Raw genomic sequence first — 15882 nt, 5'->3', positions numbered from 1 at the left:
ACACTCAGATCAAACTTGAATACTTACTCTTCATCATCATACTGGGCATAGAACTCAGGAGAGAGGTTACTGAAACGGGTATATTGACCTTCAAATGCCAGACGTACGGTACCAATTGGACCATTACGCTGTTTACCGATAATAATCTCGGCAGTGCCGGCTTCTTTCGATTCCTTGTTATAAACCTCGTCACGGTAAATAAACATGATCAAGTCGGCATCCTGTTCGATCGCACCAGATTCACGAAGGTCAGACATCACCGGGCGTTTGTTTGGACGGTTCTCTAGAGAACGGTTCAACTGTGATAAGGCAATCACAGGGCACTGCATCTCTTTAGCCAAGGCTTTTAAGCTTCGAGAAATTTCCGAGATCTCACCTACACGGTTATCACCCATACCCGGCACTTTCATCAACTGAAGATAATCGACCATGATACAACCGAGCTTACCGCCATGCATTTTGGCAATACGACGCGCACGCGCACGTACCTCAGTTGGTGGTAGTGCTGAGGAATCATCAATATAAAGATGCTTTTCCTGTAAATGCACAATGGTACTGGTCACTTTTGACCATTCATCACTGTCCATTTTACCAGCACGTAAGTGACCCTGATGTACACGGCCAAATGACGAAATCAAACGCATCGCAATCGAATCCGCTGGCATTTCCATCGAATAGACCAGCGCAGGAAGGTTGTTGTTAAACAGCACACTTTCGACCAGGTTCATGGCAAAGGTGGTTTTACCCATAGAGGGACGGGCTGCGACAATAATTAAATCGCCGGCCTGCATACCGGAGGTTTTATTGTCCAGTTCCACAAAACCGGTGGTTAGACCAGTAATTGAACCTTCAAGCTGAGAGAGTTCATTTAGCTTATCGAATACATCAGCTACAACGGTATTAATCGCTTTTGGGCCTTGAGCCTTGGCATTGTTGTTATGTTGTTCGGCAATCGAGAAAATATTGGTTTCAGCCAGATCCAGAATTTCACTCACCGGACGGCCTTTAGTGTCATAGGCATTCTGTAAAATTTCAGAGCTGACCTTGATCATGCTACGTAAAGTAGAGAACTCTTTAATTTTGCCGGCATAGGTTTCCAGGTTATAGAAACTCGAAGGCGAATCAGCCATCAGCTGCATTAAATATTCTTCACCACCGACCGCATCGAGTAAGTTCTGCTTGATCAGCCAGTCATGAACCAGTACTGCATCATAAGGCGAGTTTTCCTTAGAAAGCTGTTCAATGGCACGGAAAATATATTTATGCCGGGTCGCATAAAAATCATTTTCAGTCAGCACATCGCCGACTTGTTCAAAAGATTCAGCCACAGTCATAAGGGCAGCAAGTACAGCCTGTTCAATCGCTAAATTGTGCGGGGGAGTACGGAACTCCTTAAGTTGGGTATCAGCAACAATTTCTGGTTTAGCGGTAGGTGCCTTTTTGCTGGCATTCGCCTGTGACATATAAATCCCTGATTTTAAATACAATGGTTAAATATTGTCGGAGATGAATAAGGTTTATTCACTACGAGATGAAATGATACGCGGTCTGATCCAAAATGCGAAGTGCAATTTTTTGTGAACACGAAGAATAAATTGAATTTTCTACTGTTGAGCTTGAGCAGATTATATTTTTTAGAGATAAAAAAAGAGCATGCCAAAGCATGCCCTTTTTTCGGTGAGAAATTACTCAGCTACGATAGTAACCAGAACTTCTGCAGCAACATCATGGTGCAATTGGATTGCGATGTTGAATTCACCAGTGTTGCGAAGCGCGCCATTTGGAAGACGAACTTCAGCACGGTCAACTGTAAGACCAGCATTTGTCAACGCGTCAGCGATGTCACGAGTACCGATTGAACCGAACAGTTTACCTTCATCACCAGCTTTCGCAGTGATTACGATGTTAACTTCGTTCAATTGGTCAGCACGTGCTTGAGCAGCAGCTAATACTTCAGCTTCTTGTTTCTCAAGTTCAGCACGACGAGCTTCAAAAGCAGCAGTGTTAGCTTCAGTAGCTGCAACTGCTTTACCTTGAGGGATCAAGTAGTTACGGCCGTAACCAGCTTTAACTGAAACTTTATCACCAAGTTTACCAAGGTTTTTAATGCGTTGTAATAAGATAATATCCACAGCTCAACCTCACTTATGATTGTCAGTGTAAGGGATCAAAGACAAGTAGCGAGCTTGTTTGATAGCAAGTGCTAGCTGACGTTGGTAACGAGCTTTAGTACCTGTAATACGGCTAGGAACAATCTTGCCGTTTTCAGTGATGTACTGTTTTAAAGTGTCGATATCTTTGTAGTCGATGTACGTAACGTTCTCAGCTGTAAAGCGGCAGAACTTGCGACGACGGTAAAAACGTGCCATGTTAGGTTCTCCTTATGCTTCAGCAGAGTCTTGAGCTTGTTGTGCTTCTTCACGTTGAGCTTTACGCGCACGTTTTTCTTCAGCACTCTTAGCCAATAGTGACTCTTCAGTGATAGCGTTTTCACGACGGATGATAAGGCTACGAATGATTGCATCGTTATAACGGAACAATTCTTCTAGCTCATCAAGAGTAGTTTGACCACACTCAACATTCATCAGAATGTAGTGAGCTTTGTGGATCTTGTTGATTGGGTAAGCCAATTGACGACGGCCCCAGTCTTCAAGACGGTGGATTTGACCTTCAGCTTCTTTGATGTGAGTTAGGTAACGTTCTACCATACCCACAACTTGATCGCTTTGGTCTGGATGTACCAATAGTACGATTTCGTAGTGACGCATTGTCAGCTCCTTACGGTTTAAACAGCCCCAATTTAAGTGAAATTGAAGCAAGGAGTCACAACCTTGGTTGTGTCGCATAATATGCGAAGCGTGAAGTTTAGTGGTTTTGGGGCTGAAATACAAGCAAATCTTGCCAGATGATGAATGTTTAAGTAGGTATGGAAACAAATGAAAAATTTACAAGAGGGAAATTTCTAGAAGAAACAAAGTTACTTTAAGTAAGCTTGAAAGGAATTAGGTATTTAGCAGGAGAAATAAAAAAGATAGAGTAAAACTCTATCTTCTTAAAAAAATATGATTGGATTCTGTGGGGCAGTAGAAGTAAAACTGAAAATAATACTGATCACGGTAATCAGTTTGACCGAGAACATGAAATACTGTTTTGCCCATGCCTGATCATCTTCAGCTTTAAAGCCCTGAATACTGAGATAGATCCAGTAAAGCGTCATCAGATTCAATATCACCAGATAGATCCAGTTTGCATAACCATAAACAAATAAAGCATTCATGGTGATTCCGAACAATATCACGTAGATCAAAGACTCGATCTTGGTGCGTCGAATTGAACGGGCGACAGGCAGAATTGGAATGCCTGCATTTTTGTAATCTTCAAAACGGTAAACTGCAATTCCCCATGAATGAGGCATTTGCCAGAGTGCATACCCAAGAAAAATCAGTAGGGCACCCAGGTCAAACTGGCTTGCAACTGCGGTATAGCCGATCACAGGCGGTGCTGCGCCAGAAATACTGCCTACCAGTGTTTGGTGAATAGTTGTTCGTTTTGTCCATAAGCTGTAAAAACCAACGTATACGACAAAACCAATAACTGCGAATAGGAAAGCGTATGCATTTACCCAGAACCATAAAATGCCAAAACCGATCAGACCCAATACAAAAGCAAAGGCGAGAGCAACAGGTACAGATATGGTTTTTTTGACAAGTGCGCGATTTTGAGTGCGCTGCATTTTTTGGTCGATGTCCTGATCAATAACGTTATTGACCACGCATCCTGATGCCACTACTAGAGTAGTACCAATAAGGGTAAGAAGCAGGAGAAGGAAATCTACAGAACCTTGAGTGGCTACGAAGTAGCCACCCAAAGTGGTAACAAAGTTACCGAAGAGAATTCCTGGCTTAGTCAGGAATAAATACTTTTTCAGCATGACAACCAGTTTAGATCATCATGTTGTAGTGCAGGTAGTTCATGATCCATACAGAACCCACTAAAAGAATAGCGATGGTTAAGATGGTATACACAAATGCAATTACGTTCCAGCGTTGCTCTGAAGAAGAGTTCATGTGCAAGAAGTAAATTAATTGCACAAGAATCTGAGCGACTGCAGTAATTGCAATAGCAGTAATCAAGATACCGCGGCTAAAACCACCTGCCATGACCATACCGAATGGAATTACAGTAAGGACAACAGACAGGATGAAGCCAACAGTATATTGCTTCATGTTACCGTGTGATTCGCCAGCAGCGTTATGATCATGACTCATTATAGAACTCCCATCAAGTAAACTACGCTGAATACACAGATCCATACGATGTCAAGGAAGTGCCAGAACAAGCTTAGGCACGCAAGACGACGAGTGTTAGGTAGAGTCAAACCATATTTCTTGATTTGAATCATTAACACGATCATCCATACCAAACCTGAAGTCACGTGGATACCGTGCGTACCTACCAGCGTAAAGAACGAAGACAGGAACGCAGAAGTGCTAGGGCCATGACCAGCATGAACTAAATGATTGAACTCATAAAGTTCCATACCGATGAAGGCAGCACCGAATAACCAAGTGATCGCTAACCAGGTAAGAACCTGACCAACGTTTTTCTTGTAGGCAGCTAGAACGGCAAAACCAAAAGTTACGGAAGAGATCAAGAGGGCAAACGTTTCAGTTAAAACGAAGCCTAATGAATCACCAAACAGATCACGCGCGCTTGGAGTGCCTAATGGAACGTGGCTACTTAAAACAGCGAATGCAATGAAGAGTGTACCGAAAAGGATAAGGTCACTCATCAAGTAAGTCCAGAAACCAAAGACAGTGATGTCGGTATCATCGTGATGATGATGATGCTCATCATGTCCGTGGTTATCGTGATGAAGTACTTCAGCCATGGTCTTAGTCCTTCTTCAAGTGTTTTTCAAGGATCGCATAACGTTCACCTTCAATACGCTCAACTTCAGCAGCAGGAACATAGTAATCCACTTTCTTGGTGAAAGAAGACACGATGAAGCTAATGATAGCTGCTACGAAAGTAACCGCTACTAACCACCAGATGTGCCAGATTAACGCGAAGCCCATAACAGTGATGAACATTGCGATAATGAAACCAGCAGCACGGTTAGTCGGCATATGGATATCTTCGTACTTCGTAGGTTTTGCATAAGCAACACCGTTTTCTTTCTCGATCCAGAAAGTATCAATACCATTGATCTTTGGAAGATGAGCAAAGTTATAGAACGGAGCAGGAGAAGATGTAGCCCATTCAAGCGTACGACCATCCCATGGATCGCCAGTCAAATCTAGACGTTGATCGCGTTGTAGGAAACCAACCACGATTTGCATAACGAAACAGAATAAACCGATCGCGATAAGTACAGAACCGAAGAAAGCAATTGCTAAGTACGGATCCCACTCTGGGTTGTCATATGTATTCAAACGACGAGTCATACCCATGAAACCAAGGATATAAAGTGGCATGAATGCAAAGTAGAAACCGAAGAACCAGAACCAGAATGCTGCTTTACCCCAAGTCTCATTCAGTCTCCAACCGAACATTTTCGGCCAGTAGAAGATGATACCTGCGAACATCGCGAACACTACACCACCGATAATTACGTTATGGAAGTGAGCGATCAAGAATAAAGAGTTGTGTACAAGGAAGTCCGCTGGTGGAACTGCCATTAATACACCTGTTAAACCACCGATACCGAAAGTCACAAGGAAGCCAAGTGTCCATAGCATTGGTGTTGTATAGGTAATACGACCCTTATACATGGTGAACAACCAAGAGAAGATTTTCACACCAGTAGGAATCGCAATAATCATGGTCATGATACCGAAGAACGCGTTAACGTTGGCACCTGCACCCATGGTAAAGAAGTGGTGAACCCAAACAACCAGTGAAAGAACACCAATTGCTACAGTTGCGTACACCATTGATTTGTAACCGAACAACGTTTTGCGAGAGAACGTCGCAGTAACTTCTGAGTAAATACCAAAAGCTGGTAATACCAAGATATATACTTCTGGGTGACCCCAAGTCCAAATCAAGTTCACGTACAACATTGGGCTACCGCCTAAGTCGTTTGTGAAGAAGTGGAAACCGAAGTAACGGTCAAGAGAAAGCATTGCAATCGTCGCAGTTAATACTGGGAATGTTGCAACGATCAGAACCGCAGTTACAAGAGCTGTCCAAGTGAAAATTGGCATGTCCATAAGTTTCATGCCAGGCGCACGCATTTTAATGATGGTAACGAAGAAGTTAACACCAGTAAGAAGTGTACCAAGACCTGAAACCTGAAGCGCCCAGATGTAGTAGTCAACACCAACACCAGGAGAGTATTCAATGCCAGACAGTGGAGGATAAGCCATCCAACCAGTCGCAGCGAACTCACCAAGCGCAAGTGAAACCATCATTAGACCCGCAGCACCAGCAAATAGCCAGAAGCTTAAAGAGTTCAATAATGGGAATGCAACGTCACGCGCACCGATTTGAAGCGGTACAGAGATGTTCATCAAACCAACAACAAGACCCATTGCCACGAAGAAGATCATGATTACGCCGTGAGCAGTAAAGATCTGGTCGTAGTGTTCAGGGTGTAAGTAACCTTCGCCGCCACCTTTAGCAAGGAACAGCTGAAGACGCATCATGATCGCATCGGCGAAACCACGCAAAAGCATGACGATCGATACGAAGATATACATGATACCAATTTTTTTATGGTCTACAGATGTGAACCATTCGTTCCACAAGTAGCCCCATTTTTTGAAGTAAGTGATACCTGCAACAACTGCGATACCACCTAAGATCATAGCTGCAACAGTGACCAATACGATTGGATCGTAAGGAATTGCATCTGGACCTAACTTACCTAATAAGCTCATGTCTTATTCCCCTTGAGAAGCAGTCGCATGTTCAACATCTACATGTGCTTCAGAAGCAGCTGCTTCCTGGTGAGCAACAGAAGACGCTGAGTGATCAGCACCGTGATAGTTACTCATGTAGTTATTGATCACAGATTCAAACAAACCTTGCTCAACAGAAGAGTAGTAAGTCACTGGATGTGGCTTAGTTGGGTAAGGCTTCATTGCTTCAGCAGCAGCCTTCTCTTCAGGAGTCGTAGCTTTTGCAATAATCGCTTCGATTTGGTGTTTACCACGGTTACCGTCACGCAAGCTTGCAAATTCAGCTTGGTCTAAAACAGTTTTTTGAACTGCTTCTGGATTTACTGAAGTACCGTTACCTGCTTTAACTGCAGCTACCCATTCAGCAAACTGAGCATCAGTCACAGCATGTGCACGGAAGCGCATTTGTGAGAAGCCATAGCCTGAATAGTTAGAAGAGAAACCGCGGTAGCCTTCAGCTGGGCTAGTTTCGTCTGCCATTAAGTTCAGGTGAGTTTGCATACCCGCCATTGCATAGATCTGACCACTTAACGCAGGGATGAAGAATGAGTTCATCGTGAAGTTAGAAGTCAAACGAAGACTTACCGGAGTTTTCTCTGGGAAGCGAATTTCGTTTACAGTCGCAATGTTTTGTTCTGGGTAGATGAAGATCCATTTGAACTGTTCAGCAATAACCTGAACTGTTAATGGTGCTTTATCTGCCTCAAGTGGGCGGTATGGGTCGTACTTGTGGGAACCCCACCAAGTTAACCAAGCTAAAATACCAATAATAATGACAGGGATACCCCAAACTACAATTTCAATCGCAGTAGAGTGTGCCCATGTAGGTTTATAGTCTGCGTCTTTATTCGATGCACGATATTTCCAACCGAACCATAATGCCATGATAATTGATGGAATTACCACCAACAGCATTAAGTAAATCGCAGTCATCATCAGGCTACTTTGGCCTTCAGCAACTGGACCCTTAGAGTTCAGAAGTACTAGATCACCACCACACCCTGTTAAAAGTGCAGCCATCGTTGATAAAGACAATACAGCTAAAATCGTTTGTCTCATTTTACAACCTCGGTGAAGAGTCCCATTCCCTAATTTAATATGGGATAGCGATTAAAGTGTCGCATGATAAAAGAGGCCGTTTTTTACAAAACACCCTTCTAATCATAATACACCGCTACGTTGTAGGGCATTATGCCTGATATTGCCAAACTAAGCTATATATAAAGGTGCTTTAAATGACTGTAATAAAAACTGATTTTGTTGGTCGGGTTTCAAGAATATTTATAGGAATTTTATTGTAATTTCAAAGTTATGTAGGAAAATGGGATGCCAAAACATCCCATTTTATGGCAGAACTAATTATTGTTTAACGACTTGGGTTTTTGCCAGTTTATCGTGCACGGTTTGACGTTTTTGCCCTAAACCGAACGCCCAGTCAATGATTGTGCTGAGTGGCATGAAGATAATATTCAGGAAAATAAAGAATACACTGCGAATAGTGAAGGCGCGCATCAAGCTGGTTTTTTCACCAGTCTCGGCATCTACGATCTTAATTTTAGTCAGTTTTTTACCGATACTTTGACCCGATTTGGCAATCAGAAAGGCCTGAATAGCGAGCATGATCACCAGGTAAATTGCAGTCGCAATCCATGCCTGTTGTGAAAACATGTCAAACATCTGAGTTTGTAGTTGCTGTGCCAGAGCAGGGTCAGCGTCACTACTTAACATCACATTCATAAACTCCTGGTTCAGTTGTGCAAACTGGGTTTCCTGTTCAGGAGTAAAAAATGCGGTCAAAATAAACGTCGCAGGCAGCCATAAAAGCAGATCCACAATCTTGGCTAAAATACGGCTTGGAATACTCGCCAGTTCTTTTTTTGCTGCAACATTTTGAGAACTGCGGGCACGAAGATGGTCTGTACTTGACTCATTTGTGTTCTGTGGAGCCTGATAGACTGGTGTCGCTGGCGTTTCTGGTGCTACATAGCCTTCAGGCTGATAGATCAGTTTCCCTTGGGTGAGTTCACCTAAAGCTTTCCATTCGGTCATACCTTGATGCCAAGCCAAATCAGTCAGAAGTACCTGTTGGTTGGCAAGCATCTGATTTAATTGCTCGAGCGTATATGGGCCAGCTTGTTGATTATTTCGTGCCAAGTAAATCTGCATATAAACTGAATCTCAAAAATATAAATTTAGACAAAAATTGAACTAGGAGTTTAAGTATTTTCAGGCTGAAAACAAATAAAAGAATATAAGTGTAATATATGGATAAGTTTAGGATTTTCAAGAATGTTCATCACCAAATTCCTCCATAATTGAGACAGTGTAGCAAGGATTGATGATTTTGCTATCAAGATGTGAAAATTCACTTAAATTTAATTATGCAATTTTTTATCATGCTGTTTGTTGGTATTTGTTTGTCATTACACTAAGAAGCTTATGCTTATATAAATAATTTGATTTCAGCTAAATCAAAAAACATATGATTAACCGCTTAACTATAAATGTGATTAAGACAGTATCTAGGTAATATTGAGAACATAAAAAAAGACCCTATGAAAGGGTCTTTTCTTATAGAGTGAATTAAGCCTTTTGAGCTTTCTCTTCAGACAGGAAGAACCAGGTATCCAATACTGAGTCTGGGTTAAGAGATACAGATTCAATACCTTGTTCCATCAGCCATTGTGCAAGATCTGGGTGGTCAGAAGGACCTTGGCCACAGATACCTACATATTTGCCTGCTTTACGGCAAGCATGGATGGCCATAGAAAGAAGCGCTTTTACTGCTGGATCACGTTCATCAAACAAGTGAGAAACAATACCAGAGTCACGGTCCAGACCAAGTGTTAATTGAGTCAAGTCGTTTGAACCGATAGAGAAACCATCGAAGTGTTCAAGGAACTGTTCAGCTAACAAAGCGTTAGTTGGTAATTCACACATCATGATCACTTTAAGACCATTTTCACCACGTTTCAGACCGTTTTGACCTAATAGCTCAATAACACGTTTAGCTTCAGCAACAGTACGTACGAACGGGATCATGATTTGAACATTAGTCAGGCCCATTTCGTCACGAACTTTTTTCAGTGCACGGCATTCAAGTTCGAAGCAGTCACGGAAGTTGTCAGATACATAACGGCTTGCACCACGGAAGCCCAACATTGGGTTTTCTTCTTCAGGTTCGTACAGTTTACCGCCGATCAGGTTAGCGTATTCGTTTGACTTGAAGTCAGACATACGTACGATCACTGGTTTGTCAGCGAACGCAGCAGCAAGCGTAGAGATACCTTCAACCAGTTTTTCTACATAGAATTCGATTGGAGATGCATAACCTGCAGTACGGGCAAGTACAGCAGCACGAGTTTCACGTGGCAGACTATCGATGTTCAATAATGCTTTAGGATGCACGCCGATCATACGGTTGATGATGAACTCTAGACGAGCAAGACCAATACCTTCGTTCGGAATTTGTGCGAAGTCAAATGCACGATCCGGGTTACCTACGTTCATCATGATTTTGAACGGAAGTTTTGGCATAGATTCGATAGAGTTGGTTTGGATTTCGAAATCCAATGCACCTTCGTAGATGAAACCAGTATCACCTTCAGCACAAGATACAGTTACTTCCTGACCGTCAACCAGGACTTCGGTTGCATTACCACAACCTACGATAGCTGGAACACCAAGCTCACGTGCAATGATTGCAGCGTGACAAGTACGACCACCACGGTTAGTTACAATCGCAGCAGCACGTTTCATTACTGGTTCCCAATCCGGGTCAGTCATATCAGATACAAGTACATCACCGTCTTGTACTTTGTCCATTTCTTTAATTGAAGTTACGATGCGGACTTTACCAGAACCGATACGTTGACCGATTGAACGGCCTTCACAGATTACAGTACCACGTTGTTTTAACAGGTAGCGTTCCATCGTGCCGACATTTTCACGGCTCTTCACAGTTTCAGGACGCGCCTGAACGATGTAGATTTTGCCGTCATCACCGTCTTTCGCCCACTCGATGTCCATTGGAGAACCGTAGTGGTTTTCAATGATCAGTGCTTGCTTAGCCAATTCTTGCAGTTCATGATCGTTCAATGCAAATTGTTGACGATCCGCTTTTTCTACATCAACTACAACAACTGATTTACCCGCAGCGGCTTCTTCACCATAAATCATTTTCTGGTGTTTAGAACCTAAGTTACGGCGCAGTACAGCGTGTTTGCCTGCATTTAGAAGCGGTTTTGAAATATAGAATTCATCCGGGTTTACTGCACCCTGAACTACCATTTCACCCAAGCCATAAGAAGCTGTAATGAATACTGCATCACGGAAGCCTGATTCAGTATCTAGAGTGAACATTACACCAGCAGCACCAGTTTCTGAGCGAACCATACGTTGTACGCCTGCAGAAAGAGCAACCACGTCATGCGCAAAGTTTTGGTGTACACGGTAAGAGATCGCGCGGTCATTGTACAAAGATGCAAACACTTCTTTGATCGCGATCAGAACGTTATCGATACCACGAATGTTCAGGAAGGTTTCTTGCTGACCTGCGAAAGAAGCATCAGGTAAGTCTTCTGCAGTCGCAGATGAACGAACGGCAACCGCGATGTCAGGGTTGCCGTTTGAAAGTTCTGCAAAAGCTGCACGAATTTCCTTTTCCAGTTCAGCAGTAAGTGGAGTTTCCACAATCCATTGACGAATCTTTGCACCAGTTTCAGCAAGTGCATTGACGTCATCAACGTTAAGTGCAGCAAGCTCTGCATTGATTTTAGCGTTTAGGCCACTTTGCTCGAGAAATTCACGATAAGCAGCAGCTGTTGTTGCGAAGCCACCTGGTACTGATACACCAGCATTAGATAAGTGGCTGATCATTTCGCCCAGAGATGAGTTTTTCCCACCTACAAGCTCAACATCGTGCTTCCCTAATTTTTCTAGACCAATTACGCGCGCTTCCAAAGTTGTTACTCCACTTTTGCAGTATTAATCACTATCTTGGCATGAGAGTATAGCAAATCTTCTAGGTTTTTGATTTTACTAAGCGACAGTCATGTAAGATCGGTTTACTATAAAGATTATATAGTACTAAGACAAATGTTTGAGGAGAATTTTAATGTCAGAAGGTAAACAAATTCAGCGGAGTGTGTTTTTTATTTCCGATGGTACTGCCATTACTGCTGAAACCCTTGGCCACTCACTGTTAGCGCAGTTTCCGCATGTGGATTTTGACATTCATATTATCCCTTATATTAGCTCTGAAGAAGCGGCCATGAATGTGGTCACAGAGATCAATGAACGTGCCCAAAAAGACGGTCAAAAACCTTTGGTTTTCGATACGTTGGTGGATCCCTATGTGCGTGAAATTATTAATACTGCAAATGCAGTAAATCTTGATGTTTTTGAAGGGCTTATCAGTAAATTATCAGAAGAGCTTGGTACTGAACCTACGACTTTAGTCGGTCAGACCCATGCGGTGACCGATTCTGAGTCTTATAAGGCACGTATTGATGCCGTACATTTTGCGCTCGACAATGATGATGGTGCGCGTACGCGTCACTATGATAAGGCTGATCTGATCCTGATTGGCGTATCGCGTTCCGGTAAGACTCCAACCTCAATTTATTTGTCTCTGCAATTTGGAATTCGTGTAGCGAACTATCCGCTAACTGAAGAAGATCTGGACGATAACCGCCTGCCAGCAGTGCTAAGACCGCATAAAAACAAGCTTTTTGGCTTGATGATTGATGCAGAACGTCTGGTTGCAATTCGTACAGAACGTAAGGCCAACAGCCGTTATGCCAGCTTTAGCCAGTGTCAGATGGAACTGCGTGCAATTGAAGGCATCTATATTTCGGAAGGGATAAAGTACCTGAATGTTTCGGAAATGTCGATTGAAGAAATCTCAACGCGTGTCTTACAGATGACAGGACTAAAACGTCGAATTGGCTAAAAAGAATTCAGAGCCAGACTTCAGTTTGGCTCTGATTTATAGATAAAAATTAATAAAAATACTGCTTTCATAGAAATAAAATATGAATATTATAAGTTGTTGAAATATTCAATATTTTAATAAAAAATGCAGTGATTGTTTTTTAAACTTTTTTGCTATTCAATGAAATCAAAAATTCAATTTTGCAGAGCTAAATTTTTCCAAATACACTCCGAATTTTTAATCTTATGTGCTAAAAACAGATTAACTTGCTGATTGAAAAGTATGCACAATTAGCTCAACCTGATGTTCATCTCCATTAATACAATGAATACTATTTTCGGAAATTTTTGCAATAGGCCAGGTAATCAGCTGGCAATTTTCACGTTGCAGAGCAGCATAATAGTGATCTGATTTAAGATAAACTTTGGATGCGGCTGCAAGATTTGGCATGAGCTGGCGTCTGAGCCATAAATTTTGTACCTGATTTTCTAGATAACGTAATGATAAAATGCTTTTAATGCGGTTATTAAATAGGCGTCGATTTTTAATGATTAAGGGGTGATTTAATAACCGCTGCAAACCACGTTCAGTACCTGGCAATACAAATTGCGGATTAATCTGAAAAACTTTTACTGAGTGAGCTTGCTGGCTAATCTTGTTGAGCTGGCTTACGGTAAATTGATCCGTACCGATAATCGCAATATCTTTTCCGGCACAGTCAAGTTCAGCGAGCTGGGAAGAGGGCATTTTAATGCCAGTAAAATGCTGGAAATTTTCGGGACGATTCTCAAATATACCCGTGTGTGCATCCTGCTTGGTAGACATTGTTTTTCCTTGAAATTATTTAATAATTGGTCTTATTTGCTTTGTTATAGATATTAACAAAAGCCCTAGAGCGGTAAAGTTCAAAATTTAACTTAGACAGTCATTCTTTTTTCTATTGTATTTTTAATGAGACATAGATGTATTAAAGCGCAGGAGATCCATCTTAGACATGGATTTATCTATTTGGAGACTTAAAATTTTCAAACAAAGTTTTAAAAAATATACCCATTCCTAAGAGTGGGTATATAGATCAGAATAAATTAGGCAAAGCAAGACAGCATTATTGCCCGTTTTTGATCTGCATCAGCAATTCAAAATTATGCAGACGTTTCTCTGTGTCATAGATGTCACAGGTGAAGATAAACTCATCTACATCATATTTTGCTATGAGTGCTTCCAAACCGGCTTTAACAGTTTCTTTGGAACCCACTTGCGCCATGGCAAAGAAATTGTCGACAGACATTTTTTCAGGTGGTGACCAGAGTCCTTCCATAGAATCAATCGGCGCTTTCAATTTCAGGCTTTGACCGCGAATCAGGGCAAGGACACGCTGGTAAGCACTTGTTGCCAGATATTCAGCTTCTTCATCTGTATCTGCGACACAAGTCGGTACGCCCATAGAAACATAAGGACGATCCAGATATTCAGACGGTTCGAAATTGTCCCGATACAATTGAATCGCTTGACCAAGCATACGCGGAGCAAAGTGAGATGCAAAAGAATAGGGTAGACCAAGTTTTGCTGCCAGTTGTGCGCTAAACAGGCTCGAACCTAATAACCACACAGGTACGTGTGTGCTTTGGCCTGGAGTTGCCACAATGCGTTGGCCTGGAATCGGATCTTTAAAGTATTGCAGAATTTCTAAAACATCCTGCGGGAACTGATCTTCAGTTTCCTGGCGGCCACGACGCAAAGCACGCATGGTCATTTGATCGGTACCCGGAGCACGACCCAGTCCCAGTTCAATACGATCTGGATATAAAGTCGCTAACGTACCGAATTGCTCTGCTACTACAAGTGGAGCGTGGTTTGGCAACATAATGCCGCCAGAACCAAGTTTGATGCTATTGGTATTTGCCAGTAAATAGCCTAAGAGAACGGCAGTCGCTGAGCTGGCAATACCATCCATATTATGATGCTCGGCCAGCCACATCCGGCTATAACCTAGACGTTCTGCGGTCTGGGCCAATTCCAACGCATGTTGCAGGGAGAATTGAATGGTCTTATCGTCACGAACTGGAACCAGTTCGAGAATAGAGAACTGGGTATCGGTAAGCGTACGCATAATATTACTCTTGAATAAACATGACTAAGAGCATACGACTTTGCATTGTATTTGTATATCGAAAAAAATCGATATATATGTAAACCAAAATAACAGGCAAAAAAATAAGCATCCGAAGATGCTTATTCAAGGAGGAAAAGTGATTAGAGGAAATCTTAGCGACGGTGGTTATAACGGTAGTTGCTAGTACGATAGTTTTTTGAACTATAGCGACGGTCATAACGGTCATCATAACGACGGTCTTCGCTGACTTTTTTACCAAGGGCAGAACCACCAGCAGAACCTAATGCAGCACCAATTAAGCCGCCATTAGAACCCGCCATGTTTTTACCTACGGCATAACCGGCACCACCACCTAAAGCACCGCCGATAATCGCACCATTACGGTCACGTTTATTCGCTGCTACTGCGGCACCAGCACCACCGCCAATCGCAGAACCGATTGTTGCACCAGTTGTACCACCCATTTTATTGCCCACTGCGGCACCAACGACACCACCCAAAGCAGAAGCTAAAGCCGTATTCGTTGTATTTCCGGCATTGGCGGCTGTCATACCCATGGCTGAGGTTGCTACGACAGCGATCATTAGAGATTTGTAATTCATGAGTACACCTTTTATATATCTAGCTGTATTTGTTGATGAGATAAATTTAATCTAGCAACCGTCAAATAGCATGGAGGCAGTGTTGGCGAATTGTGATTTTTATCTCCTTAATTTATTCATGATCTTGTTCGAATAAGTTGATGTATTACATGAATTTGGATGTGTTGAACATACAATAAAAAAAGCACCCAAACAGGCATTGCTGTCCCACAATTTTTCACAAGAGGAAGCTCATTTGAGCTTCCTCTTGTTTTATGGGTATTTTATCGGGTGAAAATAAAGCTTTTAAAGTTCTTCTTTCAAACAAATTCACTTGAATTATTCTGA

15 protein-coding genes are annotated in these 15882 nt (G+C 42.2%); 1 reads left to right on the top strand and 14 read right to left on the bottom strand.

The annotated features are described in order from the left end of the window. Positions 1–23 precede the first annotated feature (23 nt). From dnaB to ppsA, 11 genes are all read right to left on the bottom strand, one after another. A complete protein-coding gene (dnaB, locus tag FTV18_RS08800) occupies positions 24–1463 on the bottom strand; it encodes a replicative DNA helicase (protein WP_004783882.1) in 1440 nt (479 codons plus the stop codon). Between the two features lie 222 nt (positions 1464–1685). Next, positions 1686–2132, bottom strand: coding sequence for a 50S ribosomal protein L9 (rplI, locus tag FTV18_RS08795; protein ID WP_004783880.1), 447 nt, complete (start codon positions 2130–2132; stop codon positions 1686–1688). Between the two features lie 9 nt (positions 2133–2141). Beyond that, entirely contained in the window at positions 2142–2369 is a 228-nt protein-coding gene (gene rpsR / locus FTV18_RS08790; protein WP_004278792.1) for a 30S ribosomal protein S18, read from the bottom strand. A 12-nt stretch (positions 2370–2381) separates the two neighbouring features. Further along, positions 2382–2768 (bottom strand): 30S ribosomal protein S6, encoded by a 387-nt coding sequence (gene rpsF / locus FTV18_RS08785; protein ID WP_004696436.1) that lies wholly within the window; start codon positions 2766–2768, stop codon positions 2382–2384. A gap of 284 nt (positions 2769–3052) precedes the next feature. Further along, entirely contained in the window at positions 3053–3931 is an 879-nt protein-coding gene (cyoE, locus tag FTV18_RS08780; RefSeq protein ID WP_180017553.1) for a heme o synthase, read from the bottom strand. 10 nt (positions 3932–3941) lie between these two features. Next, the gene (locus tag FTV18_RS08775) at positions 3942–4271 is read right to left on the bottom strand and encodes a cytochrome o ubiquinol oxidase subunit IV (RefSeq protein ID WP_171064814.1); all 330 of its coding nucleotides are present in this window, start codon (positions 4269–4271) and stop codon (positions 3942–3944) included. Beyond that, entirely contained in the window at positions 4268–4891 is a 624-nt protein-coding gene (gene cyoC, locus FTV18_RS08770) for a cytochrome o ubiquinol oxidase subunit III (RefSeq protein WP_180017551.1), read from the bottom strand. The genes FTV18_RS08775 and cyoC overlap by 4 nt, the downstream gene beginning before the upstream one ends. 4 nt (positions 4892–4895) lie before the next feature. Beyond that, positions 4896–6884, bottom strand: a complete 1989-nt coding sequence (gene cyoB / locus FTV18_RS08765) for a cytochrome o ubiquinol oxidase subunit I (protein ID WP_180017548.1) — start codon at positions 6882–6884, stop codon at positions 4896–4898. Between the two features lie 3 nt (positions 6885–6887). Beyond that, positions 6888–7964, bottom strand: coding sequence for a ubiquinol oxidase subunit II (gene cyoA / locus FTV18_RS08760; RefSeq protein ID WP_005236020.1), 1077 nt, complete (start codon positions 7962–7964; stop codon positions 6888–6890). A gap of 300 nt (positions 7965–8264) precedes the next feature. Further along, the gene (locus FTV18_RS08755) at positions 8265–9071 is read right to left on the bottom strand and encodes an RDD family protein (protein ID WP_004783867.1); all 807 of its coding nucleotides are present in this window, start codon (positions 9069–9071) and stop codon (positions 8265–8267) included. 417 nt (positions 9072–9488) lie between these two features. Then, entirely contained in the window at positions 9489–11867 is a 2379-nt protein-coding gene (gene ppsA / locus FTV18_RS08750; RefSeq protein WP_004783865.1) for a phosphoenolpyruvate synthase, read from the bottom strand. Between the two features lie 154 nt (positions 11868–12021). On the opposite strand from ppsA, the gene FTV18_RS08745 reads away from it, so the two are divergent. After that, positions 12022–12858: a pyruvate, water dikinase regulatory protein gene (locus tag FTV18_RS08745; RefSeq protein WP_166134959.1), complete on the top strand. Its 837-nt coding sequence runs from the start codon at positions 12022–12024 to the stop codon at positions 12856–12858. A 243-nt stretch (positions 12859–13101) separates the two neighbouring features. On the opposite strand, the gene FTV18_RS08740 is transcribed toward FTV18_RS08745, so the two are convergent. The 3 genes from FTV18_RS08740 to FTV18_RS08730 all read right to left on the bottom strand — a co-directional run bounded on the left by FTV18_RS08740 (position 13102) and on the right by FTV18_RS08730 (position 15555). Continuing rightward, entirely contained in the window at positions 13102–13665 is a 564-nt protein-coding gene (locus FTV18_RS08740; protein ID WP_180017546.1) for a flavoprotein, read from the bottom strand. 280 nt (positions 13666–13945) lie between these two features. After that, the gene (locus FTV18_RS08735) at positions 13946–14950 is read right to left on the bottom strand and encodes an LLM class flavin-dependent oxidoreductase (RefSeq protein WP_004783860.1); all 1005 of its coding nucleotides are present in this window, start codon (positions 14948–14950) and stop codon (positions 13946–13948) included. Positions 14951–15105: 155 nt separating this feature from the next. Continuing rightward, the gene (locus tag FTV18_RS08730) at positions 15106–15555 is read right to left on the bottom strand and encodes a hypothetical protein (protein WP_004783858.1); all 450 of its coding nucleotides are present in this window, start codon (positions 15553–15555) and stop codon (positions 15106–15108) included. Positions 15556–15882 lie beyond the last annotated feature (327 nt).

This window comes from Acinetobacter sp. YH12241 (assembly GCF_013417535.1).
Lineage (GTDB): Bacteria > Pseudomonadota > Gammaproteobacteria > Pseudomonadales > Moraxellaceae > Acinetobacter.
The sequence above is the reverse complement of the archived record's forward strand: the minus strand, read 5'-3'. Positions and strand labels throughout refer to the sequence as shown.

Coding starts and splice junctions, on each gene's coding strand:
- FTV18_RS08740 (WP_180017546.1), bottom strand. CDS start 13,665: ATGTCTACCAAGCAGGATGCACACACGGGTATATTTGAGAATCGTCCC.
- dnaB (WP_004783882.1), bottom strand. CDS start 1,463: ATGTCACAGGCGAATGCCAGCAAAAAGGCACCTACCGCTAAACCAGAA.
- rpsR (WP_004278792.1), bottom strand. CDS start 2,369: ATGGCACGTTTTTACCGTCGTCGCAAGTTCTGCCGCTTTACAGCTGAG.
- FTV18_RS08735 (WP_004783860.1), bottom strand. CDS start 14,950: ATGCGTACGCTTACCGATACCCAGTTCTCTATTCTCGAACTGGTTCCA.
- FTV18_RS08745 (WP_166134959.1), top strand. CDS start 12,022: ATGTCAGAAGGTAAACAAATTCAGCGGAGTGTGTTTTTTATTTCCGAT.
- cyoC (WP_180017551.1), bottom strand. CDS start 4,891: ATGGCTGAAGTACTTCATCACGATAACCACGGACATGATGAGCATCAT.
- cyoB (WP_180017548.1), bottom strand. CDS start 6,884: ATGAGCTTATTAGGTAAGTTAGGTCCAGATGCAATTCCTTACGATCCA.
- rpsF (WP_004696436.1), bottom strand. CDS start 2,768: ATGCGTCACTACGAAATCGTACTATTGGTACATCCAGACCAAAGCGAT.
- cyoA (WP_005236020.1), bottom strand. CDS start 7,964: ATGAGACAAACGATTTTAGCTGTATTGTCTTTATCAACGATGGCTGCA.
- cyoE (WP_180017553.1), bottom strand. CDS start 3,931: ATGCTGAAAAAGTATTTATTCCTGACTAAGCCAGGAATTCTCTTCGGT.
- FTV18_RS08755 (WP_004783867.1), bottom strand. CDS start 9,071: ATGCAGATTTACTTGGCACGAAATAATCAACAAGCTGGCCCATATACG.
- FTV18_RS08730 (WP_004783858.1), bottom strand. CDS start 15,555: ATGAATTACAAATCTCTAATGATCGCTGTCGTAGCAACCTCAGCCATG.